This is a genomic window from Pseudomonas sp. HMSC08G10, assembly GCF_001808425.1.
Taxonomy (GTDB): domain Bacteria; phylum Pseudomonadota; class Gammaproteobacteria; order Pseudomonadales; family Pseudomonadaceae; genus Aquipseudomonas; species Aquipseudomonas guariconensis.
The window spans coordinates 1-2,827 of the sequence record NZ_KV793295.1; the positions used below are offsets into that span (position 1 = coordinate 1).

At 55.4% G+C, this 2,827-nt stretch carries 3 protein-coding genes and 3 tRNA genes; all 6 read left to right on the forward strand.

Going from position 1 to position 2,827, the window contains the following annotated elements:
- Positions 1-138 precede the first annotated feature (138 nt).
- The 6 genes from birA to HMPREF3173_RS05365 all read left to right on the forward strand — a co-directional run bounded on the left by birA (position 139) and on the right by HMPREF3173_RS05365 (position 2,700).
- Complete coding sequence (gene birA / locus HMPREF3173_RS05340) at positions 139-1,098, forward strand: bifunctional biotin--[acetyl-CoA-carboxylase] ligase/biotin operon repressor BirA (protein WP_070571823.1); 960 nt, start codon at positions 139-141, stop codon at positions 1,096-1,098.
- On the forward strand, positions 1,088-1,837 hold the full coding sequence (locus tag HMPREF3173_RS05345) for a pantothenate kinase (protein WP_043215919.1): 750 nt from the start codon (positions 1,088-1,090) through the stop codon (positions 1,835-1,837). The genes birA and HMPREF3173_RS05345 overlap by 11 nt, the downstream gene beginning before the upstream one ends.
- A 7-nt stretch (positions 1,838-1,844) precedes the next feature.
- On the forward strand, positions 1,845-2,270 hold the full coding sequence (locus tag HMPREF3173_RS05350; protein ID WP_043215917.1) for a hypothetical protein: 426 nt from the start codon (positions 1,845-1,847) through the stop codon (positions 2,268-2,270).
- A 144-nt stretch (positions 2,271-2,414) separates the two neighbouring features.
- Positions 2,415-2,499 (forward strand) — tRNA-Tyr (locus tag HMPREF3173_RS05355).
- Positions 2,500-2,522: 23 nt separating this feature from the next.
- Positions 2,523-2,596: transfer RNA gene (locus HMPREF3173_RS05360), tRNA-Gly, on the forward strand.
- 28 nt (positions 2,597-2,624) lie between these two features.
- Positions 2,625-2,700: transfer RNA gene (locus HMPREF3173_RS05365), tRNA-Thr, on the forward strand.
- The last annotated feature ends 127 nt before the right edge of the window (positions 2,701-2,827 follow it).

The following is a 2,827-nucleotide window of genomic DNA, read 5'->3' on the forward strand; positions in this document are numbered from 1 at the left end:
AGGTAGGGGTTTTGTCTTTTCTGGTGCCGACCATTTTCTCCCTCTGTTGCTCGAGTACTGCCTTTCTGTGGGCCCTTTTCCTATGCAAGCCCCCGGGCCGTGGCTATCATGCCAGCCTAATTCCAAGTCGAGACTGGCATGCTGAAGTTGTTGAATCTCCTCAAGGATGGCCGGTTCCATTCCGGGCAGGCCCTAGGGGAAGCAATGGGGGTGAGTCGCAGCGCCGTGTGGAAGCAGCTGCAGCACCTGGAAAGCGAATTGAACCTTGTTATTCACAAGGTGCGTGGTCGTGGCTATCAATTGGCCGTACCGCTGACTTTGCTCGAGTCTGAGGTTATCCATAAGCACGGCCGGGGCGATCATTGGCCGCTTTGGATTCACGAGACAATAGATTCCACCAATGCCGAAGCTCTACGTCTTATTGCTCGGGGCGAGTCCGCGCCGTTTCTCGTTTTGGCGGAGCAACAGACAGCTGGCCGGGGTCGGCGCGGGCGCCAATGGATGAGTCCTTTCGCTGAGAATCTCTATTACAGCCTGGTTCTGCGGGTCGAAGGCGGCATGCGCCAGCTCGAAGGGCTGAGCCTGGTCGTAGGATTGGCGGTCATGCGCACCTTGCAGGTGTTCGGTTTGGATGCTGCCGGCTTGAAATGGCCGAATGATGTGCTGGTGGGAGAGCGGAAAATTGCGGGCATCCTGCTGGAGTTGGTCGGCGATCCTGCGGATGTATGTCATGTAGTGCTGGGTATCGGTATCAATGTGAACATGCAGAGCAATGACCGGGTCGATCAGCAGTGGACTTCGATGAAGCGTGAGGTAGGTGGGTCAATCGACCGCAACCGTCTGGTCGCGCAGCTCAACCAGCAACTGCAGCATGAGTTGGCCCGTCATCGTCGTTACGGGTTTGCGGCATTCCAGGAAGAGTGGGAGCAGGCAAACCTGTGGCAGGGGCGCACAGTGTCCCTGATTGCAGGTAGTAACCGTATCGATGGTGTGATGCTTGGGGTTGATGGGCTAGGCGCCTTGCGTCTCGAGGTCGAAGGTGTGGAAAAGAGCTTTAGTGCTGGAGAGCTCAGTTTGAGGTTGCGTGATGATTCTTGAGCTCGACTGCGGAAATAGTTTCATCAAGTGGCGTGTAATTCACGCCGGCGATGCGACCATTGTGGGTGGAGGCATAGTCGATTCTGATCAGGCACTGCTGGCCGAAGTGTCAGCGTTGCCTTCCGTGCGCCTCAGTGGTAGCCGGATGGTGAGTGTGCGCAGCGAAGAAGAAACCGACGCGCTTTGCCTACAGTTGGCACAGCATTTCGGTGTCCGGGTGCTAGTTGCTCATCCTGCCCGTGAAATGGCGGGCGTGCGCAACGGATACGACGATTATCAGCGACTGGGTATGGATCGCTGGTTGGCGGCACTGGGTGCGTACCATCTGGCAAAAGGGGCGTGCTTGGTCATCGACTTGGGCACCGCAGCCAAGGCGGACTTCGTCGCTGCGGACGGACAGCATTTGGGCGGTTACATTTGCCCGGGTATGCCGCTGATGCGTAGCCAATTGCGCACCCACACCCGTCGGATTCGTTACGACGATGCTTCAGCTGAGCGAGCTTTGATCAGTCTCGTGCCGGGACGCTCCACCGTGGAAGCTGTCGAGCGCGGGTGCGTGTTGATGTTACAGGGTTTTGCGCGCACGCAGATTGAGCAAGCACAGGTGTTATGGGGTGAGTCATTCACGGCGTTCCTTACCGGTGGGGATGCGCCTTTGGTAAGAGATGCCGTTCCTCAGGTTCGGGTGGTGCCCGATCTGGTCTTTGTCGGTCTGGCCATTGCCTGTCCACTGGGTTGAGGTGCCTATGCGTTGGTTGTTTCTGCTATTGGTGGTGCTCAATATCGCTTATTACGTCTGGCATCAACAGGAGGCGCCTCTGAAGGCCAAGGAGGTTGCGCCTCTTTCCTTGTACAAAGGTAGTCAGCAAGAAATCCGCCTATTGCGTGAAACAGGCGCTTCAGCGCCGGCCAAGCGCCGCGATGAATGCCTGGTTGTCGGAGGGGTTCAGACTCAAGAGCAGTTGGACGCGCTACGTCAGCGCCTGGTAAGCCTGGATATTTCGACAGCGGAGGTGCCAGGCCAATTGCCAGGTGCTGATGGGCGCTGGCTCAAAGTTGCGGCCGAAAGCGAGCGTTTGCTGGACTCTGCGGTGCTCTCAAGTCTTTCCAAGGATTTCAAAGACTTAAAACACAAAATTATTTTATGCGAGGGTATTGCAACTGGTGAATAGCTTGATAGAATGGCGCCCGCTTCGCAGGGAACACCACTGAGGTGGTAAGACCGGAAGCTGTTGTCAAAGTAGCTAACCTCAAGATTTTAATGAGAAAAAGCTTGACAGCAGGACGGCAAGAGTTGAAAATGCCGCCCACACTCAGGAGGGGTTCCCGAGTGGCCAAAGGGATCAGACTGTAAATCTGACGTCTTCGACTTCGAAGGTTCGAATCCTTCCCCCTCCACCAGTTTAGCGAGAGCCGCAAGCTCCGCGGGTATAGTTTAGTGGTAGAACCTCAGCCTTCCAAGCTGATGATGCGGGTTCGATTCCCGCTACCCGCTCCAAGTTTGCTGTTGTTGCGCAAAGTGTTACGCTCTTGTAGCTCAGTTGGTAGAGCACACCCTTGGTAAGGGTGAGGTCAGCGGTTCAAGTCCGCTCAAGAGCTCCATATAAACAAGGCAGATATGAAAATATCTGCCTTTGTTTTATCAGTTGTAGTGACTATTTCTTCTGCGGAGGACTGTATCGATGGCTAAGGAAAAGTTTGATCGTTCCCTTCCCCACGTTAACGTCGG